Source organism: Pseudomonadales bacterium, assembly GCA_024234435.1.
In the GTDB taxonomy this organism is placed as follows: Bacteria; Pseudomonadota; Gammaproteobacteria; order Pseudomonadales; family Porticoccaceae; genus JACKOF01.
This window is the reverse complement of sequence record JACKOF010000001.1, coordinates 460,676-482,680: the sequence shown is the minus strand read 5'-3', so window position 1 is coordinate 482,680 and position 22,005 is coordinate 460,676. Positions and strand designations below refer to the sequence as shown.

General features: G+C 47.6%; 23 protein-coding genes. 5 read left to right on the top strand and 18 right to left on the bottom strand.

Going from position 1 to position 22,005, the window contains the following annotated elements:
* Nucleotides 1–33 precede the first annotated feature (33 nt).
* Nucleotides 34–2,748, bottom strand: a complete 2,715-nt coding sequence (mdeB, locus tag H7A02_02285) for an alpha-ketoglutarate dehydrogenase (protein MCP5171085.1) — start codon at nt 2,746–2,748, stop codon at nt 34–36.
* Nucleotides 2,749–2,866: 118 nt separating this feature from the next.
* On the opposite strand from mdeB, the gene H7A02_02280 reads away from it, so the two are divergent.
* Entirely contained in the window at nt 2,867–3,343 is a 477-nt protein-coding gene (locus H7A02_02280) for an Lrp/AsnC family transcriptional regulator (GenBank protein MCP5171084.1), read from the top strand.
* Between the two features lie 14 nt (nt 3,344–3,357).
* Here H7A02_02280 and H7A02_02275 read toward each other — a convergent pair whose 3' ends face one another.
* The 4 genes from H7A02_02275 to H7A02_02260 all read right to left on the bottom strand — a co-directional run bounded on the left by H7A02_02275 (nt 3,358) and on the right by H7A02_02260 (nt 6,014).
* Complete coding sequence (locus tag H7A02_02275; GenBank protein ID MCP5171083.1) at nt 3,358–4,329, bottom strand: hypothetical protein; 972 nt, start codon at nt 4,327–4,329, stop codon at nt 3,358–3,360.
* 15 nt (nt 4,330–4,344) lie between these two features.
* Nucleotides 4,345–5,103 carry a glucose 1-dehydrogenase gene (locus tag H7A02_02270; protein ID MCP5171082.1) on the bottom strand — a complete coding sequence of 253 codons (759 nt, stop codon included), beginning with the start codon at nt 5,101–5,103 and terminating at the stop codon, nt 4,345–4,347.
* An 11-nt stretch (nt 5,104–5,114) separates the two neighbouring features.
* Nucleotides 5,115–5,546, bottom strand: a complete 432-nt coding sequence (locus tag H7A02_02265; protein MCP5171081.1) for a PhzA/PhzB family protein — start codon at nt 5,544–5,546, stop codon at nt 5,115–5,117.
* Nucleotides 5,547–5,621: 75 nt separating this feature from the next.
* Nucleotides 5,622–6,014 (bottom strand): hypothetical protein, encoded by a 393-nt coding sequence (locus tag H7A02_02260; GenBank protein MCP5171080.1) that lies wholly within the window; start codon nt 6,012–6,014, stop codon nt 5,622–5,624.
* Nucleotides 6,015–6,216: 202 nt separating this feature from the next.
* On the opposite strand from H7A02_02260, the gene H7A02_02255 reads away from it, so the two are divergent.
* Nucleotides 6,217–6,987 (top strand): SDR family oxidoreductase, encoded by a 771-nt coding sequence (locus tag H7A02_02255; GenBank protein ID MCP5171079.1) that lies wholly within the window; start codon nt 6,217–6,219, stop codon nt 6,985–6,987.
* A 172-nt stretch (nt 6,988–7,159) separates the two neighbouring features.
* Here H7A02_02255 and H7A02_02250 read toward each other — a convergent pair whose 3' ends face one another.
* From H7A02_02250 to H7A02_02240, 3 genes are all read right to left on the bottom strand, one after another.
* Entirely contained in the window at nt 7,160–7,540 is a 381-nt protein-coding gene (locus H7A02_02250) for an EthD domain-containing protein (GenBank protein ID MCP5171078.1), read from the bottom strand.
* Nucleotides 7,541–7,567: 27 nt separating this feature from the next.
* Complete coding sequence (locus H7A02_02245) at nt 7,568–8,863, bottom strand: MFS transporter (protein MCP5171077.1); 1,296 nt, start codon at nt 8,861–8,863, stop codon at nt 7,568–7,570.
* Between the two features lie 461 nt (nt 8,864–9,324).
* On the bottom strand, nt 9,325–9,504 hold the full coding sequence (locus H7A02_02240) for a hypothetical protein (protein ID MCP5171076.1): 180 nt from the start codon (nt 9,502–9,504) through the stop codon (nt 9,325–9,327).
* Between the two features lie 262 nt (nt 9,505–9,766).
* On the opposite strand from H7A02_02240, the gene H7A02_02235 reads away from it, so the two are divergent.
* The 3 genes from H7A02_02235 (at nt 9,767) to H7A02_02225 (ending at nt 12,086) form a co-directional block, all read left to right on the top strand.
* Nucleotides 9,767–10,876: a Rieske 2Fe-2S domain-containing protein gene (locus tag H7A02_02235; GenBank protein ID MCP5171075.1), complete on the top strand. Its 1,110-nt coding sequence runs from the start codon at nt 9,767–9,769 to the stop codon at nt 10,874–10,876.
* Nucleotides 10,873–11,223: a hypothetical protein gene (locus H7A02_02230; GenBank protein ID MCP5171074.1), complete on the top strand. Its 351-nt coding sequence runs from the start codon at nt 10,873–10,875 to the stop codon at nt 11,221–11,223. Before H7A02_02235 ends, H7A02_02230 begins: the two co-directional genes overlap by 4 nt.
* An 80-nt stretch (nt 11,224–11,303) precedes the next feature.
* On the top strand, nt 11,304–12,086 hold the full coding sequence (locus tag H7A02_02225; GenBank protein MCP5171073.1) for an SDR family oxidoreductase: 783 nt from the start codon (nt 11,304–11,306) through the stop codon (nt 12,084–12,086).
* A 113-nt stretch (nt 12,087–12,199) separates the two neighbouring features.
* Here the strand turns inward: H7A02_02225 and H7A02_02220 are convergent, their stop codons facing one another.
* The 10 genes from H7A02_02220 to H7A02_02175 form a co-directional block, all read right to left on the bottom strand.
* Complete coding sequence (locus tag H7A02_02220) at nt 12,200–12,529, bottom strand: TonB-dependent receptor (protein ID MCP5171072.1); 330 nt, start codon at nt 12,527–12,529, stop codon at nt 12,200–12,202.
* Between the two features lie 199 nt (nt 12,530–12,728).
* Entirely contained in the window at nt 12,729–13,241 is a 513-nt protein-coding gene (locus H7A02_02215) for a hypothetical protein (protein MCP5171071.1), read from the bottom strand.
* On the bottom strand, nt 13,231–14,463 hold the full coding sequence (locus H7A02_02210) for a phosphotransferase family protein (protein MCP5171070.1): 1,233 nt from the start codon (nt 14,461–14,463) through the stop codon (nt 13,231–13,233). The genes H7A02_02215 and H7A02_02210 overlap by 11 nt, the downstream gene beginning before the upstream one ends.
* A gap of 108 nt (nt 14,464–14,571) precedes the next feature.
* Entirely contained in the window at nt 14,572–15,174 is a 603-nt protein-coding gene (locus H7A02_02205) for an NAD(P)H-dependent oxidoreductase (GenBank protein ID MCP5171069.1), read from the bottom strand.
* A gap of 126 nt (nt 15,175–15,300) precedes the next feature.
* On the bottom strand, nt 15,301–16,902 hold the full coding sequence (locus H7A02_02200) for an FAD-dependent monooxygenase (protein ID MCP5171068.1): 1,602 nt from the start codon (nt 16,900–16,902) through the stop codon (nt 15,301–15,303).
* Nucleotides 16,903–17,199: 297 nt separating this feature from the next.
* A complete protein-coding gene (locus H7A02_02195) occupies nt 17,200–17,877 on the bottom strand; it encodes a TetR family transcriptional regulator (GenBank protein ID MCP5171067.1) in 678 nt (225 codons plus the stop codon).
* 96 nt (nt 17,878–17,973) lie between these two features.
* Entirely contained in the window at nt 17,974–18,378 is a 405-nt protein-coding gene (locus H7A02_02190; GenBank protein MCP5171066.1) for a PaaI family thioesterase, read from the bottom strand.
* 143 nt (nt 18,379–18,521) lie between these two features.
* Nucleotides 18,522–20,381, bottom strand: coding sequence for a TonB-dependent receptor (locus H7A02_02185; GenBank protein MCP5171065.1), 1,860 nt, complete (start codon nt 20,379–20,381; stop codon nt 18,522–18,524).
* 96 nt (nt 20,382–20,477) lie between these two features.
* Nucleotides 20,478–20,957 (bottom strand): TonB-dependent receptor, encoded by a 480-nt coding sequence (locus tag H7A02_02180; protein ID MCP5171064.1) that lies wholly within the window; start codon nt 20,955–20,957, stop codon nt 20,478–20,480.
* A 414-nt stretch (nt 20,958–21,371) separates the two neighbouring features.
* Nucleotides 21,372–21,983, bottom strand: coding sequence for a TetR/AcrR family transcriptional regulator (locus tag H7A02_02175; GenBank protein ID MCP5171063.1), 612 nt, complete (start codon nt 21,981–21,983; stop codon nt 21,372–21,374).
* Nucleotides 21,984–22,005: the final 22 nt, after the last annotated feature.

The following is a 22,005-nucleotide window of genomic DNA, read 5'->3' as shown; positions in this document are numbered from 1 at the left end:
ATCAGAGGCTCTTTATTATTTCGAAATCACCCCTTAGCAGTCCCAAGGGGCATCGGCTCCCGTTTCTATTGCATATTGATCAATAACTTTTGAACACAACGCCGAATCTATCCGCCCTTGCTGGGCAAGACGACTAACACTGGCCAGTACAATATGGTATCGATCCATCTCGAAGAAACTTCTCAACGCTGGCCGCGTATCACTGCGGCCAAAGCCATCAGTCCCCAATGTTGTAAAGTCTGCATCAACGTACTCGCTGATTAGCTGTGGCAATGCGCGAATATAATCAGTGACCGCAATTACCGGAAGTTCGCCATTAAACGACTTGCCAACATGATGCTCTTTACGCTGGGCTTCAGGGTGCAGCAAATTCCAACGCTCGGTATCTCGCGCTTCGCGGGCCAACTCTGTGTAGCTGGTGACACTCCACAATTCGGCACTGATCTGCCATTCACTGGCAAGTAGCTCTGCCGCCGCAACCACTTCCGGCATAATAGCGCCAGACCCCAATAAGCGAACAGTGCCAACACTTTTGGCGGCCTCAATGGTTTTGTAGCAGTAGGCGCCGCGAATAATATCTTCTTCAACGCCAGCAAGCATTGAGGGCTGGGCATAGTTCTCGTTCATTAATGTCATGTAGTAAAAAACATCTACCTGATCTTCTAGCATCTGCTTCATGCCATGATTCAGAATAACGGCAACTTCACAGGCAAATGAAGGATCATAAGCACGACAATTGGGCACCGTTGCAGCCATGATATGACTGCTGCCATCCTGGTGCTGCAGACCTTCTCCTCCCAATGTTGTTCGGCCCGAGGTGGCTCCCAGAAGAAAACCACGCACGCGCTGGTCGGCACCAGCCCAGATAAGGTCAGCAACCCGTTGAAAACCAAACATCGAGTAATAAATATAAAACGGTATCATTGGTGTTTGGTGAACCGAGTAACTGGTACCTGCCGCAACCCAGGAACTAATAGCTCCGGCTTCGTTGATACCCTCTTCCAGAATCTGTCCGTCCTTCGCTTCCAGATAACTTAGAATGGAGCCAATATCTTCCGGCTCATATTGCTGCCCGGCGCTGGAATAAATACCAAACTGCTTAAACAGGTTGGCCATGCCAAAGGTTCGCGCTTCGTCAGCGACAATCGGCACCACACGAGGCCCGACCTCTTTGTCTTTCATTAAGCTCGCCAGCATGCGGACAAATGCCATGGTGGTCGACATTTCTTTTTCAGCGGCTTCCGTTGCGAACTTACCGTAATTAGCCAGATCGGGAACCATCAGCGCTGGCGCCTGCGACTTGCGTTGAGGCATGAAACCACCCAGTTCCTGGCGGCGTTCAAGAAGGTACTTTAATTCCGGACTATCCTCAGCGGGTTTGTAAAAGCTCAGGGATTCAACCTGCTCATTGGTCAAAGGCAATTGGAATCGATCTCTGAATTCCAGCAACGCACTACTATCCAGCTTTTTCTGCTGGTGTGTCGTCATCTTGCCTTGACCAGCTTCACCCATACCAAAACCTTTTTTAGTCTGGGCAAGAATAACGGTCGGGCTGCCCTCATGCTTTTGGGCAGCATCGTAAGCGGCATAGATTTTTACCAGATCGTGGCCACCGCGCTTCAGTCGATCAATCTGTTCATCCGTCAGCCCCTGTACTAATCTAGCCAGCGACTCATTTTGACCGAAAAAGCTTTCTCGATTATAACGGCCATCTTTGGCGGCGAATGTCTGAAATTGACCGTCAACGGTCTCTGAAAACGCCTTAATCAAAGCACCTTCTGTATCACCCGCAAACAACCCATCCCAATCGGAACCCCATACCAACTTAACGACGTTCCAACCCGCACCCGAGAACAACGCCTCCAACTCATCGATGATGCGGCCATTGCCGCGAACGGGGCCATCCAATCGCTGCAAGTTGCAGTTCACGACCCAGATCAGGTTATCCAGCTTTTCACGTGCAGCAAGTGTGAGTGCCGACATACTTTCTGGCTCATCCATCTCCCCGTCGCCGAACACTCCCCAGACTTTTCTGCCTGAAGTATCCAGCAAACCACGATGATTCAGATAACGCATAAAGCGCGCCTGATAAATCGACGAAATTGGGCCAATCCCCATTGACCCCGTAGGAAACTGCCAGAAGTCCGGCATCAACCAGGGATGAGGGTAACTCGATAAACCTTGCGCACCAACTTTTCCTGCCGAAATTTCCTGCCGATAGTGCTCCAAATCGGTTTCACTGAGACGGCCTTCAAGAAACGCTCGAGCATAAATGCCCGGCGCCGAATGCGGCTGATAGAAAACCAGATCACCGTCAAAGTCATCTGTGCTTGCACGATAAAAATGATTGAAGCCAACTTCAAATAAATCGGCAGCACTGGCGTAACTGGCAATATGTCCGCCCAGCTCTCCGTAAGCCCGGTTCGCCCGCACCACCATTGCCAGTGCGTTCCACCGCATAATGGAGGCCAGTCGCTCTTCTATCGTTAAGTCGCCGGGAAAATCAGGCTCACTTTCTACCGACACGGTATTGATATAAGGGGTTCTAAGGCTGGGGCGCCACTGAACGGATGGCAACCTCGCCATGGCAGCAAGCTCATCCATAATCGCTTTCGCCTGATCCACACCGGAATACCGAATGACACTTTCAAACGCCTCTTTCCATTCCAGCAATTCTTGCGTATCTATACCCTCGCGCTCTGACGCGGAAGAAGCAAAGCCAATATTATTTGCACCGACTGAACTCATAACACCCCCGATTATTTACTGGATAGTATAGACGCCCGAGGAAAGTATTTTTCACCAATATTGTTGACTAAAACCGTAATTTACAGCATATTATTCTGACTAATTACATTTTTTCAGAATAATGAACCTCGATTCTATTGATTTAAAGATTCTTAAAGAGCTCCAAAAAAACAGCGCTCTGTCAAATGTAGAGTTGTCCAGAAGAGTGCACCTTTCACCCTCACCCTGCCTGGCACGTGTTAAGGCGCTAAAAGAAGCAGGCGTAATCCGCAATTATGTTGCGTTGCTAGACGCCAACAAACTCGGGCTTCAACTGAACGTGTTTATTTTTATCACGTTGAAGGATCAGAACCGGCACTCTCTGGAAGAGTTTGAAGCCACAGTATGCAGTTACGAAGAGGTGATGGAATGTTATCTGATGACAGGCGATTCGGACTATCTGATACGAGTCGCCACTCGAGATATTTCAGCGCTGGAGCATTTCATTGTAGAAAAGCTGTCACCTATACCCCAGGTGGAAGGCATCCGCTCTAGCCTGGCGCTAAAGCAGGTGCGCTACAAAACGGCACTGCCCTTGCCACTGAAGCCTGCCTGATTCCGTTTTACTCATCAAGCATTGCGAAGCCGGTTTAGCGGCCAGGTATCAAAATAAGTGCCACACCCCACGTCATCCGAGCCAGGCCTACGCCACTCCATCATCGCCATGGTGGATTGTGCATTACCGTATAGCCTCCAAGGTGTGTGGCTAACGGCTACACCGTGAACAATATGCTCCCGATCATCCACATCGACGACTCTCATCTCTATCGCGATCACGTAATCACCGTTGCGAACCACTTTCGCCGAGCCCGATTTTGCTCCACGCACTTTACCATCAACCAGTGCATACCCATGCTTGAACTGATGTTGCTTGCCTGCTGGAGCGAACCTATCAAACGCAAAAATGGCATGAACAACATAACCTTCACCAAAATGCGCATTATTCCAGGTCATCGGTGAAAAATTATTCTCGGGTCTCGGCCCCCAGCTATGATCCATAGTCGAAACACAATCAACAGAGTATGTTTCATCACCGATGGTCAGCACCCCTTTAGCTCGAACCGACATATCAAAATGCGACGCGTAGGCAGAACCAAAACCGGTATTGGCGATAGCAGCCTCTTGGTCATCCGTAGCTAATGGGTCCATAGAAGCATCATGAATATCATAGGGTTCCATAATGCTGGTGAAATCGAGATTAAATGCCACCCCATTCGCTTCGTATACCAACGAGTATTCTCTGAGTGACTTTGCGTGAAACGACAACCCGCTGGGCAATACGAATTTTGTTGCTTTTTCTGGTAGCGGATTATGGTTGATGTAATCAATATAAACCGCGTCATCAAGACTATCTGACCAGTTGTCGATGATCTCAACATCCGAAACCGTGACACCAACGCCAGCGCGGTGAACAATATAAATCCAGCAAAAAATATTTTGCTCAGGAATATAAATATTGAAATAGCCCGTCTCAGCCCAATCGTGCGGAATATCTACAGGAATATGAAAATTGAGGTCACTTTCTTTGATCATTGTATCCATCTACGTTTGCAAAACTTAACGAGCTGTATAACCACCATCGACGGCAATACCCGCACCGTTTACAAATGAGGCTTCATCAGACAACAGCCACTTAACCGCATAACCTATTTCTTCAGGCTGACCAAATCGACCAATGGTATGTCGGGCCAGAGCGATGTCGTGATGTTCCTTAAAGTTTGGATCATTCACGAGGTCTTCCGTCATCGGCGTCACGATCATGCCAGGCATGACAGCATTCACCCGCACACCTGTAACGGCTGCTTCACAAGCTGATGCCCGGGTAAGTCCCATAACGCCATGTTTGGATGCACAGTATTCGGAGGCATAAGGGTTGGCAACAGCACCGTTTCCGGAAGAGGTATTCACAATAGCACCACCACCCGTTTTACGCATGGCGGCAATCTCGTATTTCATACAGAGAAAAACGCCTTTAAGATTGACATCTAATACCCTGTCCCAGTCGTCAACCTCAAGCTCATCCACCAGCTTGTTTACCATAGGCAAACCGGCATTATTAAAAGCCCCATGTAATTGACCAAAGCGCTCTACCGCCAGATCAACCATTGCTTTAACCTGATTAACATCACAGACATCCACTCGCATGGACTCGATACCGCCGCCAAAACCGCGAATCAATTCGGCGGTTTCGGCGGCAGAATCACCATCAAAGTCTGTTACAACCAAGTTGGCATTAAGTTCGGCCAGTATTCTCGCTGTGGCCCGCCCGATTCCGGAACCAGCACCAGTAATCACTATTGTTTTGTTGGAAAACATCAGGCGGCTCTCTAACTAAACAACGGACTAAGGTCACCCAGCAAATCTATGACAACTTTTGTATTGAAATACTCTTTCGTGCTGAATAATTTGCCATCCCGATATTCCTGCAAAAATACATATTGCTGGTGATAGTCACCCGCATCCGGCGTTCCATGCCCCTTGCACTCTACAATCAATTTATTCGGATCAGCCAACCCCTGAATCCGGATATCATAAAACTTGACCCGTAAAAACTGATCGGCAAACTGAAATACACCACTACAGGCCGCCTTCCCCTCTGCCCTGTCGGGCATACCGATAGAAGGCCCATAAGGGAATTCCATAATGACATTTTCATGGAGGTTGTCATACCAACCATCCATATTTCGCCCAAAGTCTTCAAGCACTTTTGTGGCGAGCAGAATATTACTTTTACGAAGTGCCTCGGCGTCTTGCGACATGATATTTCCCCTTTTAAGTTGCATGAAAGCCCGGCTGCGCAAAGAACGCTACAATGAAGCGCGCAGCCAGATAGGCTATGATTTTCCAAATATTCCGGTGTTCAACATTTCGGTATCCATAAATTCAATCACCGACGAAAATCTGTCTCCCTTCACCGTCGCCACAAATGCGTAGTACGGCTGTTTATACGGACCAGTAGGACCCACACCTTCACCGGATGCAAGCATCACCACACGATCGCCATCGACGATGGGGTCTTCAAATGTGAGTGCTGGTGGTTCAATAAAGTCCGATAACGCCGGCAGCAGTTTTTCAATCATTTCCTGTGGGCCATAATACTTGCCCGAAGCCTCGGTAGTTCCAATGACAGTGTATTCACCGTCATCTGCAAGCAGGCCAAAAGCTGCCGGGAAGTCCATTGACTCGATGGATCGCATAAACTTGTCCGCCACATCACGAGTAGACATATTTTCTCCTTATTTTTGTAACCGCATGAATATTTTTTCTGCACCGTGCTTGATAAACACGTCAATGATTCTGAAATCGCAACGTCGGTGCCACCCCTTGAAAAACTGCCAAATATTGACAGGTTGGTCAGCTTACCCCTATTCTGCCGATCCGACAAGACGCCGAAATCAGACAAACAACCATGGATGACAGGGGTATCTCATGAGCAATAGACTGACAAATAAAGTCGCGGTGGTAACTGGCGGCGCTTCCGGCATTGGCGCAGCAACTTCAAGGTTGTTTTTAGCCGAGGGGGCGCGCGTTGTAATTGCCGATCTCAATAAAACCACTGACACTGACCTTATCAATACCATAGAAGAAGTCGGCAGAGATCACTGCCTATTTATTCAAACAGATGTCACTAACGAAGAACATGTCAAAGCTGCGGTAGATCTCGCAGTCACCACATGGGGCCACCTAAACGCCGCTGTTGCCTGCGCAGGAGTACCCGGTCAAGGTAGCGATATTGAGTTGGAAGAAAGCGAATGGAACAAGATTATGGACGTCAATGCCAAGGGCGTTTTTTTTGTCACCAAACACGCTGTCCCGGAAATGATTAAGGTCGGCGGCGGCTCTATTATCAATATTTCGTCGGTATACGGCGTAGTAGGCGCGCCAGGATTTGCGGCCTATTGCGCATCGAAAGGTGCGGTGCGCACCTTTACAAAATCCACGGCAATAGAACACGCCCAACAAGGTATTCGCGCAAACTCTATTCACCCCGGAGTAACCGAAACACCGATGCTACAAGGTATTTTTGATCGGTCAGAGAATCCCGAAGAAACCCGGGCAGCGTTTTCGGCACAACAACCAAACGGTGAAAATGCTTCGCCAGAAGATGTCGCCTGGGGTTGCGTCTATCTCGCCTCCGATGAATCCCGTTTTGTTAATGGCGTAGAATTACCAATTGATGGTGGCATATTAGCGCGATGATAAACAAACAGAAGCGATGGCGGCAGAGGTCTGCGAACTAAATCCTTATTCCGCCATCGCTCCAAATCGGTTTATGTCTCGGACGACGACGCCTGAGGGTCAGTCCGTTTCAATAAATTCACGCAGAACATCAACTGTCTGTCTTCTTATTTCAATGATTGATCTTAGCTCACTATTGATTTTGATAGTCAAAAATGACTTTCTCTTCAGCTAGGTAGGCACTGATTTTCTTTACATCAATAAACTGCTCTTCATCCTGCTGCAAAATAGCACTGGCTTTTTGCCCTTCGGAAGACGACATGGCAGCCTGCATTGCATCCATGCTTTCCCACCAAACCTCGGTGAGGCCATCAGCAGGTCGCTGCCAGCCCCGCTCGGCAGCAAACGCTTCAATTTCAGGGGAAGGTATTTTGTGGCTCTGAATATATTTCACAAAACCCATTGCCCTGGCATGCTCTTTAACCAACGTTCCATGTTCTACCAGCCAGCGACGCTTAAACTGCTCATCAGTCATCTCCGGTTTTTTCCAGACATCCACAACCATCTTTATCATCGACTTTCTCCTGAAGTACTGTTCACGTTAATGATCCGAACGCTCTGACACAACCATCTCAACACGAATATACTTCGCCGAAAAAATAAAAAGAATCATGCTTAAAATCAAAGAAATGGAAGTAAACAAAAACAACGCATATCGCAAACTTTCAGGGCCCAGATCCGGCTCAAGATAATCACTGAGCATGCCCACTGACACCGGACCCAAACCAAGTCCTATCAGGTTCACCATTAACAAAACAATGGCGGAGGATACGGCCCTCATGCCGGGCTCAACCAAACTATGGGTTACCGTGATTAAGGGTGCCAGATACCCAGCCAGCAAAATTGCAGGCACGATAAAAAACATCAAGGCCTGTATGCCACTCGTGCTAAAGAACATAGCAATGACAAAGGGCAATGGCAAACCATAAGTTGCCACCAGTATCCAGGGGTACCAACGCACATCTTTGGCAGCAAACTTGTCCGCGAAGTAACCCGTGGCCCAGGTTCCCAGCGCACCACCCACACCAATGGAAATAGCGAGCCAGGTACCGATTGTGCCAGTTGAAAGCCCATAGCTCCGAATCAGAAATGATGGTGTCCAGCTGAACAGGCAATAACCTGTAAAGGCGCACATGGATCCCCCCAGAACCATCAAGCGGAAAGTTTTCTTCGACCAGAGCAATTGCACGGTATCGGCGAAGCTCGGAAGCTGGTCAGCGTTTTTAGCCTGGGCAGATGAATGTACAAGACGCGGAGGCTCGGCAACCGTGAACCTCATCAGCACTGCGAGCAGCAACCCGGGAATACCGACAGCCATCAATGCCACGCGCCAGCCAAAATATTCTTGCAGCCAACCACCAAGAAGAAAACCGACTAACATGCCCACATTAACACCGCTATTATAAAAACCTAACGCGCTGGCACGCTCCTTCAGCGGAAAAATATCAGAGATCATTGAGTGAATGGGTGGACTGCAACCTGCCTCGCCTACGCCCACGCCCATTCTCGCAAACAGCAACTGAACATAACTCTGGGCGAGACCACACACGGCCGTCATCAAACTCCACAAACCCAAGCACGAAGCCACTATATTGCGACGATTTGAACGATCTGCCAGACGGGCAATAGGCAGCCCCATCGTTATATAAAACACAGCAAACGCAAACCCTGTGAGCAGCCCCAGCTGAGTGTCCGACAGGCCAAGTTCAACTTTTATGGGTTCTTGTAAAATCGCAAGAATTTGCCGATCTACAAAATTGAACATATAGGTAACTGAAAAGATACCTAAAACGTAGTAGCGGTATTTTTTACTCTTATATGATTTATCCGCATCAATTAATTCCACAACCACCCCCTTGAAAACCATTTTTATCCGTCAGGTCTTGTATTTCTGATCTTGTCGTTATTCATTTACCGTCCGTAAACACTGACTTTTTTGTGATCTTCCTGCTCAACATCCATAAGATCAGCCACTTGAAATAACATCTATCTTTTCAGCGTATCCCCAATAGCAAAAAATTATTTGAGCAAGATGTAAAGCGTATTTGGTCAGCACACAAGAGTATCATCAACATTACTTGATTGAAGCAAACAATAATACTAAAAATAAAAAGATGGAAGCTCTGAATTGACGAAAATAGCTCCACGCATAAGCGGTTTCTATGTGAAGTAGCCTCTATAAAAATAGCCTCTATAAATAGATGACTACCAATGAACAAACAGCCACTCTCCCCAGCAATCTACCTGAACGATTCATCTTATTAACGAAAACCATATTGACTTAAATAGATCACTTGGTCAAGATTGAGAGTAGCGATGAAAAATACGCTGATGATCAAAAATAAAAAACTCCGGGGTTATTGTGTATTTGATACAAGAGGTAAGCCGGTCATTATTACCGCTGGCAGTAGCAGCATTGACCGTATTGCCCGCTCGAGTCGTCCGTTTATGAGTAATCAACACCTTATGGGATGGCATCGATTCATTCCCGGCTTATGTTCAATGAAGCCAGTTTCACTGCGGTACAGCCGACGCCGTAGATGGCGCCATAACTGTCATCTACCAAGGCTGTTACCAGAGGAGAAGAATCTCAATGAATACCAAATTTGACCCGAATTCCCAGGGTACCCTTACCGCTAACCTTGGTCTTTCAAATGACCCGGTGCCACTGGAGCCTTATCGCTCGCAAACATTTTTCAAGCTGGAAAGGGACAAAATTTTCCGCCGTGCGTGGTTATTAATGGGGCGCGTAGAAGAACTGCCCGAGCCGGGGGCATATGTGGTCAAAGAAGTGCCTCCCTGTAACGTATCCTTGATTATTACGCACGCAAAAAATGGCTCAATTCAGGCTTTCTATAACAGTTGCTCCCACAGGGGCAGTAAAATCGCCACGGAGACTTCCGGCAAATTAAGCCGTTTTGTCTGTCCTTACCATAAATGGACCTACAGCAATGATGGTGATTTGATAGGCGTACCTGACCAGGCCAACTTTTTTGATATCGATAAAAAGAGCTGTGGCCTTACACCGGTGGCTACTGATACCTGGGAAGGTTGGGTATTTATTAATCTGGCAACAGAGCCGGAAGTCAGCCTGGAAGAATTTCTGGGGCCGATGAAAGAACATCTTTCAGGCATGCTATACCCCGGTGCCGATAACCCGGTCGTGTTTTCTGCCAAACTGGATGCCAATTGGAAAGTTGTCGCCGACGCATTTATTGAGACTTACCACATACCACACATTCATCCGCAGACGATCGGCTCGACGTTCTCCTCCCCAATAAACCCGCACTCCCGATTACTGGATGCCTACTCTCTGGGAACCCACCAGGCTGTCTCTATGTACGGCAACCCCGACTACCAGTTAAACCCGAACAATCAAGCAGAAATACTCGGTCATAGCGGTGGTGATGCTGGCAGTGTTATTGCTGCCAGCAATCAGGAAGCGGCAGCTGCCTTCCTCAAGCACCCGGCCATAAACCCAACTGCCTCAACCCATTGGTCGATGGACGTCAATAACCTGTTCCCACATGTTCAGATTGATTGTGGGCCCGGCGGATTCTGGACTCACTATTTCTGGCCACTCACACCCAACACATCCCTGTATGAAGGTCGCTTCTATATGGAAAAGGCATCCAACATGCGCGAGCGCTATTTGCAGGAGCTCTACCTCGGTAGAGTGGCCGACATCATTCTTGAAGATCTTGTTAATGTTGGCAGAACCCAAGAGGGCATAGACACTGGCGGCAAAATGTTCATGCAACTGCAGGACAGCGAAGTGGCTATTCGGCATTCCATGAGCAGGATCATGAAGTGGGTTGAAGCCGACACTGTTAGGGAGGCCCTGTCATGACTGAGCAATCAAGTTTACTACCCAAAGGTTTTGAGGAACTGACACCTTTTCTGAATAAGTGGGCCACAGCAACAAGTGCAGAAAGACTGGCCGCCAGAGTAACCTCCTCAATGGAAGAAATTCGTGAATTTTACGATGCAGTACTTCCTCGAGCTGATGAAGCCATGACTTTAATTGACGAGTACTCGCTGGACAATCTACCTGAAGATGTCGCTCGTTTATGCCAACTCGTGCTGGGGCTCTGCCAGGCAGCAATGGCGGTAGAAGTTCATAATAACCCTCGGGTACCTAATACCCCTTTCCCAAATGGCATCAGCCTGTTAAAGGGAACGGCGCCGTTTGGCTAAACAATTGCAGAGCTTTAACCACACAGTTTTTGAATAAATGGAGAAGTACATTGCAGAATCAATTGGAACATAAAGTCGCCATGGTAACAGGAGCCGGATCGGGGCTGGGCCGCGAAAGTGCAATCAAGATGGCTTCCAGAGGCGCCAGTGTGGTTGTCTCTGATCTACACCTTGAAGCCGCAGAAGAGGTGGCCAATGAGATCGCTCAGTCTGGCGGTAATGCCATCGCGGTGACCTGTGATATCGGAAAAGAAGACAGTATTGAAGCTGCCATTGAAAAAACAGTTTCCCATTATGGGAGAATCAATGTTCTCCACAACAATGCCGCATTGACATCGCCTGCCGCCCTCGAAGCCGACGTTGACATTCTGACCATTCCCACCGAAATGTGGGACAGTATTATGCAGGTAACCGTAAGAGGCACAATGTTGGGCTGCCGTTATGGCGTTAAGGCCATGCTGAAAACCGGCGGCGGCAGTATTATCAACACATCATCGATGTATGGCGTATCGGCGTTCAACCGTCAAACCGCATATGGAGTATCCAAGGGTGCTATCAACATCCTGACAGAGTATGTCGCCACATCCTTCGGACGCAAAGGTATTCGTTGCAATGCCATTGCCCCGTCCATGATCAAAACACCACTGCTGATGAGTTTTATTCCAGAACCATTGATTCAGCTTAATGAAGACGCAACCCTGACGCCATTCCTGGGTGAGCCTGAAGATATCGCCAATATCGTTGCTTTTCTGGCTTCTGACGATTCCCGCTATCTAACAGGGCAAGTCATTCGTGCTGACGGCGGTACTACTGCCCACCTGCCAACCTACTCTGATGCAAGACGTTTTTTTGGGGATGACTAATCACGCTAAAATCAGTCCGTTACTTTCGGTCATATAGCTTCTAACAAGTAATGTTTGGTAAATGGCGACAAAAAAAGAGGGCACATGTGCCCTCTTCTTCACATAACCAGTATTTAAAAGTTCATACTGAATGTTACGCCATACTCAGCAGGCCTTGCTGCATAACGAACAATATCGTCGTAGGCCTGAATGGTGTTTTGCCAGTAATATTCATCCGTAATATTTTTCCCCCAGAGCATCACTTGCCAACGCTCGTCAACTGAACGAATACCTATATTCGCATTAACTATTGTGTAGTCCCTGATTTCAAAGTCCTTTCGCACACTTGAATCCGGCGTCAGAATTCCAATACTTTCAGACTGACCAATCAAGCTGACACCAATCATTCCTTCAAGCTGATCAGTGAGCGCAAGCGTATAATCACCGCGCAAATTGAAAGTCACTATTCAGGAAATCGCGTTCAGGACAGCGTTGTATTTGCGCAACACTAAGAGAAGAAAACATTCAGACAGCAAAAATAACTTACATTCGTTCCAACAGTTCCCACCTCAACTCACTGTTCGTCGAGAAGCGGCTTACCCTTACTGCGAGTATCAGACCTGATTAAGGTTTCCTTTTAACAGTGGAATTTACGATATCAAATCAAGCCCTGTGAGCTAACATATCCAGAGCAAACTCAGTTTCAAGACCATTATCACTACACCAGGCGCGAGCAAGATTGGTTAAGGCCTTACTGTGCTGGACAACTAGAAGAGATAAGTCGTTATAAACGGTTTCGCCCTGAAAGCTCTTCAACAGCTCGGTAATTCCGCTCGAAAGTTTAGCCGTGTATTCAACGAGCAGGCCCGTATCAACATCGACATTACGGTAGGCCTCTTCAGCCGTTTCAATCATTGCCTGCACAGATAAAATGGATTGTTGATCTTCACTCTGCAACACAGCAACCGCTTGTCCAGCCAAAACCAATAACAACCGCAACTCCTCCCGAACAAAACGGCGTCGATAAGGAATTCGTTCCAACACGCCCTCGACAGTGCGGATAGCCAAATGTAACTGCTCTTGAACAGGTTTGTTGTCGGCATCGACAGCAGGCAATACCACCTTCTTTAACGTGGTCAAAACAACAGACAGTTGAAAATCAATATCAGGCTGCATCGGTCAACTCCTCCATATACTCCCGAAGTTGCTCGAGAAGCATATAACCTATCTTTGAAAAGGTTGTGATCACAATATCCTGATGAGTTTTACCGCCCTTCGCTGCTCTATAAGCCGTACCCAGTGAGTGCACCACCGACATGAAGTTGCACAGAACCCGGTAATAGAGCAACCGTTCTTTATCAACACTTAAACCCGAATAGTCTTCATAACGGCGAAAAAACTCCTGTTCTGACAGTAACCCACAAACCAAGTGCGTCTTGTCATCTTCAGCCACATGACCGAAAAGCTTATAGGTTGACCAGGCAAGGTCCTGGTGCCTGTCACCAACCAGCGCCAACTCCCAATCCAGAAAAGCCGTGATATCCAGGGATGTTTCATCAAATAAAAAATTACCGCTACGGTAATCACCATGCACAAGTGAAGGCGTTTCGATGGATGGTGCATTGGCTACCAACCATTGATACGCGACCTCTAACAAGGGAATATCGGCGCCACGGTCTTCTTCCCACACTCGCCGCCACCAGTTGATTTGCTTGATCACACTGCTATTGGTTCCAACTACCGGCTTCTCAAACGAGGGCAACACACCCTCCTCGAAAACAGGCAACGTATGCAATGTCGCCAGGTGCCGAACAAATTGATCCGCCAGCTTTTCTCGACGCTCGGGACCAAAATTAATACCTATGCCTGTCACCTGTTTGCTGGCAACTGTTGAAGGCTTTACCACACCATTAGCAAATGCGTAAACCAGTGCAGGGTATGGATAAAATTCGGCCTCGGCATCCAGCCAGAAACAATCGGGAATCGGTAATTTATTTTTCAACAGAGAAAGCAATTCGAACTCGCGCTTTCGGCTGGTCTCAACCACCGATTCTGCAGGCTCCATACGGACAACCATTGGCGTAACAACACCTGCTTCAAACTGGTCGTTTTTTTCGGCGCTAACAAAATCAAAAGCCATCTGTATTTTTGAGGCTCCGCCGCTTAACCAGCGTACGTTCATCACTGAAAAGTCACCTTGGTAATATTTGCCAATCAGCGCTTTGGTCGCTTCCTCCATTTGCCGGAGGGGTATATTTTCAAACACGGCGCCAGAGCGCCCTTGCATTTTGCGGGTTAAGACTCTGTCTATTTCTGGCTCAACGGGATATCGCTCGCGGACACCCGCTATAAATTCACTGCTCGGATGCTGACGTGTATCGTTTAAAACCGCTGACATGAAGCGCTCCTAATAGCATGGAAAACTTTTTTCACACACAGCCGAAGTTAGTTATTTCTTTACAACCACCCACGGTCGGACCAAAGATATCGAGCACAGTCAAACGCTTTAGACAAATGCTGATTTTATTTCAGCTTTCACGCCTGCAATGGCTTTGTCAGCGACTTCTGGCCCCATATTCAAACCTTCGGTATGAAAGAATTGAATATTGCCAACGCCCATTAACCCAAATATATGCTGAATATAGAGGCTCTGCGTATCCAGCGGCGTTCCTTGATACATACCTCCGCGCGCAGTCACAACATAAACCGGGCGGTCTTCCAGCAGCCCCACGGGGCCGGTGTCGGTGTACTTGAATGTTTCGCCCACTCGAACGATGTGATCAATGTAGCTCTTGAACACTGCAGGTACACCGAGGTTGTACATCGGCAAGCCGATCACCACCGCTTGCGACAATCGCCATTCTTCTATCAATCGGTCAGACAATTGAAGTGCAGCTTGCTGCTCGGGAGAGCGGTCATCCTTTGCTGCAATAAAAGCCTGAAAAAGAGCCACATCAAGATAAGGCGTATTCTCAATGGACAACTCCCGATGAGTCACTTCTGAGTTAGGGTGTTTACTTTGAAGCTTCTTAACCAGCTCTGTACTTAGCGCGGATGACTTGCCCTGATCGCCGAAAAGGCTACAGGTAATATGCAGGATAGTGTTCATATGTCTTCTCTTTTCATTTGATTAACCCGATTATTGAAAGGTTGTTTTTAAACGCTCGGCCCAGCAACAAAGCAAGCGCATCCCATGTACGTCATGCAAGAAATTTGCTGCATCTTTCAATACAATTCAGTTACCGGATACTTTATCCATTAACGCACCAAAGTCTTGCGGCAGTTCTTCACCGCGCCAGGCGATATGCTGGTCAGGCCTCACGAGTAAATATTCACACTGATAAATACTTTTAGCGTGCGGTTCATCCACATTAAGAACTTCCAGAGGAATATCGCTGCTCTCTACACACGAACTCATATCCGCGTCACCGAAATTAATCAGCGTAAAGTATTTGCCTAGCTTTTCATGAATGGAAACACCGTCCTCTAAAAACAGGTGAGGCAACCTGCTGCCGGGCCAGGTTGATGGCTGATATTCGATAGGGTCTACTTCCGGAGCCCCTGCTTGTGAAAAAATGATCGGGGATTCGTAACGATACCCCAGCTCAACACCCCAACTTTCATTTTCAGCGTTACCCAATGCTTTAATCTGTGCACCGAGTTTTTCACGATTCTGTTGTGCATCTGTAGTATCGGAGTCGATATCTCCTGCGGCTGCATACAACTCTGTCATTTCGATGCGAACCCCCATATGCCGTTTAGACGCATTAAGATGCCACCAAGCAGTGGTACGTCGCTCGACATCGTAAGCGTTGAACAGCTCTGGTCCGCCCCAGCCCTGTACCTGTGCGGCAACAACCCAAGCCACACCGCAGGCATCGGCAACGCCAGAGTTCATGCCGTAGCCACCCGTAGGAATATACTGGTGAGCCGCATCGCCAGCAATAACCACCCTGCCGCTATGATATTTCTCCGCCACTACAAAATGTGCAGACCAGGGGTTTGCTTGTAAAATTTCATACTCAAAATCGCAGCCAATCCAGGATTGAAGCACCTCATCTGCATCCCAGGTACTGCCGTCATCTCCCGGCGGTAACCACGCTTGAAGCGTCCAGGTATCAATATCATTCTGAGCAATCAGCGTGCCTGCACCATTCTGGTAGTGCCAAGTCACACCCCAATTCTGGAGCAATTGGGTATCGGTAGAGTGAAAATGAACCATAAAGGCACTGGCAACATTTTGCTCGCCTTCCAGCTCAATACCGAGAGTGCGCCTTACTCGACTGCCTCCACCATCACAGCCAATCAAGTAAGAACACTCAATAATGGATTTTTCGCCAGTGACGGGTGAAGACACCTCAACCACTAAGTGGTCGGTATGCTCTTCAAGCACACCCTCGAATTTGGTTCCAAAACGCACATCCACCAGAGGGTTAGCATCAATTTTGGCTTTCAGTACAGGCTCAATCGCTATCTGGCTAACACGTAACGGCTGCTGACCAGCTTCGGACCCATCGTTATTCTCTCTAATTCTGGCTTTCACTTCATTCGCTGAAGGGTATTTGAAACGATGCAATTCATAACCATTCATATGAGTAACCCAGGCGATATCGAAAGGGTTATCACCATGAACACCTGCTTTACGAATATCTTCGACAACCCCCAGTCGGCTAAACAACTCCATGGACCGCCCGTTGGTAAGGTCCATTTTAGGGTGGCGCGTAGTCTCCAGGTTACGTTCAATAAGAATAGACTCCACTCCGTAACGGGCAAGCTCAAGCGCGGTGGTCATACCAACCGGACCACCACCAGCAATCAATACTTTCTTATCGGCCATTCTCTATCTCCAAAAAGCCTTATTTATATATTGGCAGAATAATTCATTAATTAAATTTTCCACTTGGTCAGTATATAATAAATAAGCAGCCCCCCACTATCAACAGAACTTCACATGATTAATGGAAATATACGTATGCCAGTGGGTGTTGAGACTGTTTCATGGAGCACAAGAACCAATAAATCAGTTCATGCAATAGAGCCAGAAAGGTCAAAAAAGAGCTGTTGCGAGTGAGCCTGGTGAGACGCTGATGCCGACTACAGCGATATACCAGAGAACAAATTTAAGGTAACAATTTCAGATAAAAACGATTTCAAAAAGGAAAGCGATATTCCTCAGAATTTCAGCTTCAGAAAAAACATCCCTGCCGGTCAACGCTTTATATTCTGTTGAAATCGTAAAAGGCGTGCCCGCCACACCAATTATCAGATAATAAAGCCTTGCGGGGTCGCACTGGCGAACAGAGCCTTCACTTTGACCACGACGGATCATATCAATAACCATATTAAAATGGTCGCGCAAAAAGTGATCAATAACCCACTTTAAGCGAGGTGTGTCCTGATTGCCTTCTGAGGTAAATATTCTATGGATCTGCGGAGAGCCTGCCGAAAATCTTACGAAGTCCTCGATAAAAGTTTTTAGCTCTGCCCGAGCGGACTGCTCGTCATTGGCATTTATGTCTTGCCGGGTTTTTTCAATATAGTTTTTTACTACATCTTCAACCGTTGCAATCCATAGCTGGTCTTTTGACTGAAAATGGTAAAGCACCAATGTGTGTGTAACACCCGCCCGTTCTGCAATAGCACGAGTAGACGCGCCTTCAAAGCCATGCGAGCCAAAGCATTCAAGTGCAGCCGACAGTATTCTTTCACGAACCGCATCACCGCGGCGTTGCCTGTTTTTCTTTTTAACGGTTTCCAATGAAATCGACTCTTGGTAGCTTTTAGAACAGTGGTCATCATTATCAGCCGCCATACTAGCACGTATGGCCTGGAACATGTAATATCAGCCACGACTCGCAAACTTAACAGTCTGTTTTTATTGAGTTCAATCAGGTAAATCAACAAATAATCAGGGAATATGGTATGTCGCAGAGCTACGTGCCGCCACTTTCCCATTCGCAGTAATTTGACTGTGCATGTACACAGAGCCTCTGGTTATCCGCACAAAATCAACTTCCATCTCCACCCAGGCCTCGGCCGGAACAGGCGCGATGTAATCCATATTGAGGTTCCGCGTCGGCAAGTGTTTGCCAGCAAGATCAGTGAACGGTTTTATCGCGGCAATCTGAATATCGGCAAATGTCGCAATAGCCCCACCATGACACATTCCGGCAATGTTCAACTGATGCGGACTGACACGAAAAGCGAAGACATATCGGCTGTTGACCTCCTTCCTGTACACAGGTCCAAAATGGTCACCAAATCCGTTATCAAGTTTTACCAGCTCAAAGCCATCCGGTACTACACGAGACATAAATTCTCCAAATCACCTTATTTGATCAAAGCAAGTAACTTTACAATAAATTAATGGATAACACCTCAAAAAAAACCGCGCCCCTTTAGGAGCGCGGTTTCAATGACCGGCTTTCTTGAGTCGATAAGACCCAATACCTTCGATCAGTACTTGTAGCCTACAGTCAGGCCGTATGTCCTGGGACGGCCAGCCACTCGGGCACCACCTTCAGACGAAGCAATAACCGAGTTCCAGTAATATTCATCAGTGATGTTCTTACCCCAGAGCATAACTCTGAAACGCCCATCATCAGACTCATAACCAATACGGGCACCGACTGTGTAATAGTCTTCGATGACAAAGTAGTTTTCTGTAATAGACTTGTGGAATCCGGCATCGACACCCAAAGTGCCTCCTCGTGGAAGAGTGTCGTAAATCGACAGGTCATCACCATCAAATACGGCATCCGCATCCGACTGGCCAACCACATTGACACCCATAAACAATGCGCCACCATTTTCCAACGGCGTCCGGTAATCCAGATCCAGGCTATAAGATAATTCAGGAGTCAGAGGCAAACTTTCTCCAGACAGGTCTCGATTATTTCCATACGCATCAAACGCGTAGGGAACACCATTTAATGTCATTGGGTAATCGTCAACTTCCGAGTCCAGGTAGGTAACAGCCATGGTCAGCGTCAGTTTTTCTGTTAGCTGTGCGACAATATCCGTTTCAACACCCGTAATGGTTGATTCCGGTATATTTACCAGTCTATCCAACGCTCCGAACGGGATCACTTCCGTTTTACCCCGAACCTGCTTGTCTTCATAGTCATAGTGGAACACAGCTCCATTCCATTGAATGGAACCATCGGCCATGGTCATTTTAAAACCAAGTTCATAGGCCAATACCGACTCTTCGGTAACCGGGGTCAACTCACTGTAACTATTTGCTGCCAGAGTGGGGTAGCTGCCCGCCTTATAACCCTGCGAAACATTGGCGTATACCAAAGCATCGTCCGTTACCTGGTAGTCCAGTCCCACACGCCAGGACACATTATCTTCAGAAAGTGTATCTTTGTAAGGGAACCCGGGCACACCCACGCCAGGGAGTCCATTAAGGGTGAAACAATCATCTAATCCTATGGCTTCAGGAGTCCCAGTAACACCACCAAGAATGTTGAAAAGCGCGGCCACATTACTACCAAACCCGCTAGTATCAATCGTTCCAGGCGCATTCTCTGATGCATAGTTGCAGCTGAAAGCATCAATTTCGGTATCGGTATAACGCACACCAATTTTAAGAGTTAAATCTTCAGCAAGGTCATAATCAATATTCCCAAATACAGCATAGGATTCTATTTCCTGCTCAAGAAGTGAGCCATTCTGATTGATATATAAAGTCTGCGGACGATATGTTGTGTTATCTGTATAACGAAGCAGCTGATCTTCTGAGGTCTCGCTGTCTTCATAGTTGGCACCAACCACCCAACGCATGGAGTCAGTCTCTCCAGCCAGACGAATTTCAGCAAAGGTCGACTGAATATCAGCCTCGTTGTGAATAAACCCGGCAAGCACCAGAGGAGAACCGTCTCCGTCCTGAGTCTGGTTCTGCTCATAGTCGCTATGGGCAACCAGGGCTGTCAACGTCATGCTGTCATTAAGTTCAAAGTCACCACGAACAGACGCTTGAATGAAATCCTTATCACCTGCAGGCTCGTCATCTGACGACCAGTCGGCAGATTCACCTTCTTTTTTGGCAAAGGGCACCGCAAACTGTGTTGCAGCATTGCCTGGCGCCTGATCAAACCGCTTGGGTGTGGCAGCAATCATCTGCAATGCCTGCGGATCAGACTTGTCCGACCAGCCGTTAATATTCACATTGATCTCTGCTGTATCACTGGGCTCAAAACGCAACAAGAGTCGAGCAGCGGTGTAGTTCTCTTTACCATTTTCTTCATTGGTCGTGACACTCTCCTGCCAGTCACTGGAGTGAACCCGCTGGAATGCAAGACGAGCAGCCACAGTATCGCTCAACGCACCGCTGACGAAACCGTTGGCTTCAACCTTGTCAAAAGTGCCATAACTGACATCCCCACCAAACGAGGCTTCCTCGGTAGGCTAGGCAGCAATAAAGTTAATCGCGCCGCCAGTGGAGTTCTGGCCAAACAATACACCTTGCGGGCCTTTCAGCACTTCCGCGCGTTCAAGGTCATAAGCACTGTGTGAAGCCATCGCCGGGAAAGGCAACGGAATTTCATCCACATACAGGCTGGTAGCCGGATAAACACCGATCGAGCTCTCGTTAAACCCGACCCCCCGCAATGTCAGAATAGGTGTATTTTGCTGGCTGGTAGCAAATGTTAGCCCCGGCACTGCGGAAGTAATTTCTTCAAGACTGGTCAGCTTTTGCTCTGCCAGCTTGTCCCCGGGCAAAGCGGTAATAGAGAGGCCGATTTCATTGGCGCTCTCGGCACGCTTTTGTGCCGTTACTATAATCTCTTCCAAAGCTGCATGCGTTGTGGCAGAGCCAAACAACAATGCAGGCATCAGGAGCGACGCGGCGACTATTGGTTTTTTCTTAAAAAGTTCACTCATCATGATTCCCCTCTAGTGATTAGTGATTTTTTGATTGGTTCTTTATTATTTGTAATTACTATTATCTCTCTGGCCAGCGCTATTATTCTGTGTAATATGTGCTGGTCCGCCGAAGATATCACCTCTTCTATCCACAGTTCAACTGGTAAAAAAACAGCAAGAAGAGCAACTGGCTGCGACCCTACTGACATTAGACCAGCTTATTACAGCAGGCAAGCTTTTTGTTTCAGCCTCCCAATTAGTTCTTCATTTAACCAACCGGAAGCAAACCCGTGTTGCCAAAAGAAACAATTCTGTCATTTTTAGCACCCATGTTTATATCATCGTTGGACTGTTTTCAGACCCGCCGCAAACAAGATTCAGGGAAATGAAGAAATTTATGTGTTTGAGTCAGCAGACGTTATCTGTGGCTGGCCATTAACCCTCTGGCTGTAACATATAGCGGCAGTAGCTTTTCAATGCTTCAATAGACTTTCGCAGGTCGGTTTGCTGCGGCGAGACAAGCCACTGATAAACCAGACCAAACAAATTAGACATGTAGGCGGATGCAAAGGATTCCGCTTCAATATAAGCGATCTCACCGTTTTCCATGCTTCTTTTTACCAGCAGTACAATCGCATCCCTGCCCTCCCGGTTGCAAGCCTCTAGCTGGCTGCGCAATGGCGATTCTTTACTGACTGACTCATACCACAACAGGTACATAACCTTGATGTTTTCCGGCTCCTTGCGGAACATGGCATCCACAGCATCAATTCTGGCGAGTATTGCATCGAGACCTGATAACCCTTTGGTGTACTCCCTGATGTATTCCACCCAGAGCTGACGATGCCGGGCAATAATGACACTGAACAGGCCATCCCTGGTACCAAAACGGGCGCTGGCCAGACCACGACTGTAACCTGCACGCTCGCCGATCTCTTTCAGGGTGGTTTTCTGTGTGCCGTGTTCAAGTATCAGTTGTGTTGCCGCTTCCAACATCTTTTTGTCAGACAACTCTGTACGCTCAGCCTGTGTTCTCTTTGTTGCCATAGTTGCTCGCAATGAAGCTTAA

Excerpts from the sequence above, each read along its gene's own strand:
- mdeB (MCP5171085.1), bottom strand. The coding sequence starts at position 2,748 with ATGAGTTCAGTCGGTGCAAATAATATTGGCTTTGCTTCTTCCGCGTCA.
- H7A02_02275 (MCP5171083.1), bottom strand. The coding sequence starts at position 4,329 with ATGGATACAATGATCAAAGAAAGTGACCTCAATTTTCATATTCCTGTA.
- H7A02_02270 (MCP5171082.1), bottom strand. The coding sequence starts at position 5,103 with ATGTTTTCCAACAAAACAATAGTGATTACTGGTGCTGGTTCCGGAATC.
- H7A02_02265 (MCP5171081.1), bottom strand. The coding sequence starts at position 5,546 with ATGTCGCAAGACGCCGAGGCACTTCGTAAAAGTAATATTCTGCTCGCC.
- H7A02_02260 (MCP5171080.1), bottom strand. The coding sequence starts at position 6,014 with ATGTCTACTCGTGATGTGGCGGACAAGTTTATGCGATCCATCGAGTCA.
- H7A02_02255 (MCP5171079.1), top strand. The coding sequence starts at position 6,217 with ATGAGCAATAGACTGACAAATAAAGTCGCGGTGGTAACTGGCGGCGCT.
- H7A02_02250 (MCP5171078.1), bottom strand. The coding sequence starts at position 7,540 with ATGATAAAGATGGTTGTGGATGTCTGGAAAAAACCGGAGATGACTGAT.
- H7A02_02240 (MCP5171076.1), bottom strand. The coding sequence starts at position 9,504 with ATGCCATCCCATAAGGTGTTGATTACTCATAAACGGACGACTCGAGCG.
- H7A02_02235 (MCP5171075.1), top strand. The coding sequence starts at position 9,767 with ATGGGGCGCGTAGAAGAACTGCCCGAGCCGGGGGCATATGTGGTCAAA.
- H7A02_02230 (MCP5171074.1), top strand. The coding sequence starts at position 10,873 with ATGACTGAGCAATCAAGTTTACTACCCAAAGGTTTTGAGGAACTGACA.
- H7A02_02225 (MCP5171073.1), top strand. The coding sequence starts at position 11,304 with ATGGTAACAGGAGCCGGATCGGGGCTGGGCCGCGAAAGTGCAATCAAG.
- H7A02_02215 (MCP5171071.1), bottom strand. The coding sequence starts at position 13,241 with ATGCAGCCTGATATTGATTTTCAACTGTCTGTTGTTTTGACCACGTTA.
- H7A02_02210 (MCP5171070.1), bottom strand. The coding sequence starts at position 14,463 with ATGTCAGCGGTTTTAAACGATACACGTCAGCATCCGAGCAGTGAATTT.
- H7A02_02205 (MCP5171069.1), bottom strand. The coding sequence starts at position 15,174 with ATGAACACTATCCTGCATATTACCTGTAGCCTTTTCGGCGATCAGGGC.
- H7A02_02200 (MCP5171068.1), bottom strand. The coding sequence starts at position 16,902 with ATGGCCGATAAGAAAGTATTGATTGCTGGTGGTGGTCCGGTTGGTATG.
- H7A02_02195 (MCP5171067.1), bottom strand. The coding sequence starts at position 17,877 with ATGGCGGCTGATAATGATGACCACTGTTCTAAAAGCTACCAAGAGTCG.
- H7A02_02190 (MCP5171066.1), bottom strand. The coding sequence starts at position 18,378 with ATGTCTCGTGTAGTACCGGATGGCTTTGAGCTGGTAAAACTTGATAAC.
- H7A02_02180 (MCP5171064.1), bottom strand. The coding sequence starts at position 20,957 with ATGATGAGTGAACTTTTTAAGAAAAAACCAATAGTCGCCGCGTCGCTC.
- H7A02_02175 (MCP5171063.1), bottom strand. The coding sequence starts at position 21,983 with ATGGCAACAAAGAGAACACAGGCTGAGCGTACAGAGTTGTCTGACAAA.